This is a genomic window from Caballeronia sp., assembly GCF_049581465.1.
Lineage (GTDB): Bacteria > Pseudomonadota > Gammaproteobacteria > Burkholderiales > Burkholderiaceae > Caballeronia.
The window spans coordinates 1-3,288 of the sequence record NZ_JBAUSA010000139.1 but is presented as its reverse complement, the minus strand read 5'-3'; the positions used below and the strand labels follow the sequence as shown (position 1 = coordinate 3,288).

General features: G+C 62.5%; 3 protein-coding genes. All 3 read right to left on the bottom strand.

Annotated features, from left to right (window positions below; genetic code table 11):
- Positions 1 to 120 precede the first annotated feature (120 nt).
- Positions 121 to 1,389: a phosphonoacetate hydrolase gene (phnA, locus tag WCA53_RS03580; protein WP_423905531.1), complete on the bottom strand. Its 1,269-nt coding sequence runs from the start codon at positions 1,387 to 1,389 to the stop codon at positions 121 to 123.
- Positions 1,390 to 1,529: 140 nt separating this feature from the next.
- Complete coding sequence (phnV, locus tag WCA53_RS03575) at positions 1,530 to 2,354, bottom strand: 2-aminoethylphosphonate ABC transport system, membrane component PhnV (protein ID WP_423905535.1); 825 nt, start codon at positions 2,352 to 2,354, stop codon at positions 1,530 to 1,532.
- A 4-nt stretch (positions 2,355 to 2,358) separates the two neighbouring features.
- Positions 2,359 to 3,258, bottom strand: coding sequence for a 2-aminoethylphosphonate ABC transporter permease subunit (locus WCA53_RS03570; protein WP_423905533.1), 900 nt, complete (start codon positions 3,256 to 3,258; stop codon positions 2,359 to 2,361).
- Positions 3,259 to 3,288 lie beyond the last annotated feature (30 nt).

Here is a 3,288-nt window from a genome sequence, read left to right as displayed (position 1 = left end):
CCACCAGTGTGTTCGTGTAGGGATCGAAGACGTCCATAGTACGCGCACGGGCGGCGCGTTCGCCCTTCAGGCGCAGCTTTTCGACGTGCAACCCCTGGTGCTCGACTGCGAGAACGGCGGTCATGATTTTTGTACCAGATGGTTCAACGCGATGTCGAAGACATCGAAATTGCGCAGGCGTTCTCGCGGCTGTTCGAGGCGCGACTCGAAGCCGTCGGTTGAGCGGTTGAACAAGAGCGGGACTTCCTGCTCCGACACGCCGCCATGCGATCGCAACGGCACGGTCAGGCCCGACAGATCGTGTTCCGCACGGCGCGTGCCCAGGACCGTATGGCGGTCGCTCACCACCACGAGATCGCCCACGCGATCGTTCGGCAACTCGAAACGTTCGCACGCTGCCGCGTTGTCCAGGACAATTTCCACGCCCGGCAATAGCCGGATTTTCTCGGCCAATGCGTTGGCATCGGTTGTCTTCGGCAGGTAGATGGTCGCGAACGAACCGAGCGCACCGTGATGGACTACGTACGGATCGGTGATCGGCAGGATCACGCGCGCGTTGGGCACGTCGAGCGTGTCGTCGAGCAGGTCCTGCAAATAGAGCACATTGGGCTCGCCCGTTTCCGGGTCGTGCTTCGCGTTCATGCCGTGGTCGGCAGTCAATCCGATCACCGCGCCGAGTTCGTTCAAACGCGCGAGATATCCGTCCATCATCGCGTAGAACGCATTTGCGCCGTCCGTGCCGGGCGCGCATTTGTGCTGCACGTAGTCGGTGGTCGAGAGGTACATCAAATCCAGTTGGCGAGTCTCGGCAAGCCGCACGCCGGCCGCGAACACGAACTCGGAAAGCCCGGCGCTATAGACATCGGGGACGGGCAAGCCGACCAGATCCAGCACGTTTTCGATACCGTTTTCCGCAAGGGTCGCGGCGTCCGCTTTCTCGGCGGAAAAGCAGATGCCGTCGAGTTGCCAGCCCAGCAGTCGTCGCAGCTTGTCCTTCGCCGTGACCACTGCCACCTTGTCGCCGCGCCGAGAAGCCGCCGCGAGGATCGTGCCGGCGCGCAAGTACGCAGGGTCGTTCATCATCACTTCGGCGCCCTTGCCGCCGTTCGCGTCCGGGTCGAAGAAGTAGTTACCGCAAATGCCGTGCACCGAAGGCGGCACGCCCGTCACGATGGATAGATTGTTCGGGTTGGTGAACGAAGGGACCACGCAATCGGCACGAAATGCCGAGCCACCGCGCAGCATCGTTCCGATAAACGGCGCGACGCCCGCCGCGACGGCCGCCTCCAGATAGTCGTACTCGCATCCGTCGACGCAGACAACGACGGTCAACGCCTTCGCCTGACGGTACTCGCGGCCATTTACTTCGATGAGCGTTTCAGTGGACATGATCGTTCCCTTCAGTGTGAGGCGCTTGCGCGACGCTGCGCAAGAATCCATATTTTGATGCACAACGCCAATTTTTGCCACATTATTCGGCGCAAAAAAAGTGCCCCGCGGGATTGCGCAAGACACACCTAAAGCAAAATTCAGGCGATGCGCCGCCGGGGCACACGCGCCGCGATCAATAGCAACGCAGCTAGCGACACGGCCAGCAGGATCAGCGACAGCGCCGAGGCCGGCAGGTAATAACCGCGATTGACTTGTCCCACGACCACGATCGGCACCGTCGCGAAGCCTGGCGGATAGACCGTGAGCGTCGCGCCCAACTCGCCCAGCGACAACGCGAATCCCAGCGCAAGACTGGCGCGGATGGCGGGCACGAGTTGCGGCAGGACGACCCTTGCGAGCACCATCGAAGGCGGCGCGCCGAGACTGGCCGCCGCCTCGCGCAAGATGGTCAGTTCGGGACGCAGCGCCGCGGCGGCGCACCGATAGCAAAACGGCAACACGATCGCCAACTGCACCAGCACCACGATTGCCGCGGAGCCGGAGATATCGAGCGGCTTCTTGTGATAAGCAATCAGGACGGACAATCCGAGCACGACGCTTGGCACGCCGTTGGGCATCATCGCGATGGTGTCGACCCAGGCGCCCACGCCACGCCGGTCCCGTCCTTCGAGCGCCAACGCGAGCCAGAGACCCAGTACGGTGCCGAGGAAGGCGACGCCCAGGCCGACTTCAAGGCTGGTCGTCAATGCATCGAAGTCGCTTGAGCCCAGGCGCTCGAACCAGCGCATGCTGAAGCCGTTGGGGAAAATCGTGCCGGACCAGTGCGATGCAACGCTCGACAGCGCGACCACGATCACGGGCAACACGAAGAGCCAGAAGCACAGCAATGCGGCAAATGCGGTGAACGCCCAGCGGCCGATCCGCTTGAGCGCAGCCGGCTTCGAGGCCTTCGCGGCCTGCATGAATTCAGTTGCCATCGCGGCCTCCGGTACGACGGTTCACGCGGCGATACAGCGCGTACAACGACAGGGACATTGCCAGCATCACCACGGCCCCGGCGGCTGCGGTCGGCAAGTCGAGATCGACGGTGGCGGAACTGTAGATGGCGGTGGGCAACGTGATCAGGTGCGCGCTGCCCAGCACGAGCAGGATGCCGAACTCATTAAGCGTGAGCAGGAAACACAGGATCGTGCCCGCTGCAATGCCCGGCCACGCCAGCGGCAGGATCACCCTGAACGCGACCATCAAGCCGTTAGCACCAAGGCTTTTTGCGGCTTCGATCAGGCGCATGTCCAGCGTGGCAAACGAGGCCAGCGTGGGCCGCACCACGAACGGCGCGTAGAACACGACTTCCGCCAGGATCACGCCGCCAATGCCGAACAGGAAATCGAGCGGCGGCGCCTGCAAGTTGAACAGCCGCTGCAAGCCAATGCTGACCGACCCCTGCGATCCGTATAAAAAAATCAGCGTGAACGCGACCAGGAAGGACGGGAAGGCGACGAACAATTCGAGGAATCGCGTGACAAGTCTCGCACCGGGGAACGGCTTGAAAAACAGCATGGACGCTATCAGGACGCCCAACAGCGACGCCATCGTCGCACTCGCGAACAGGATGCCGAGCGTCGTGCCGATTACCCCGCTGGTTTCGGGATTGCGGAAGAACGCCGTGTAGGCATGCAGGCTCACGCCATGCGAGCCCGTGAAGCTCAGGACAACCAACTGGATCAGCGGATAGATCACCAGCGGTCCAAGCACGACCACAAGGATGACCCACATTTGCCATTGCGCCCGCCGTTCCCGACGCCGCCTGGCAGCCACGTATGCGGCGTCGTCGGTTACACCTTCACTCGCTGATAAGGACGACATCGTCAACCTCGTGGCGTAGTGAAATTCGCG

Excerpts from the sequence above, each read along its gene's own strand:
- phnA (WP_423905531.1), bottom strand. The coding sequence starts at position 1,389 with ATGTCCACTGAAACGCTCATCGAAGTAAATGGCCGCGAGTACCGTCAG.
- phnV (WP_423905535.1), bottom strand. The coding sequence starts at position 2,354 with ATGCAGGCCGCGAAGGCCTCGAAGCCGGCTGCGCTCAAGCGGATCGGC.
- WCA53_RS03570 (WP_423905533.1), bottom strand. The coding sequence starts at position 3,258 with ATGTCGTCCTTATCAGCGAGTGAAGGTGTAACCGACGACGCCGCATAC.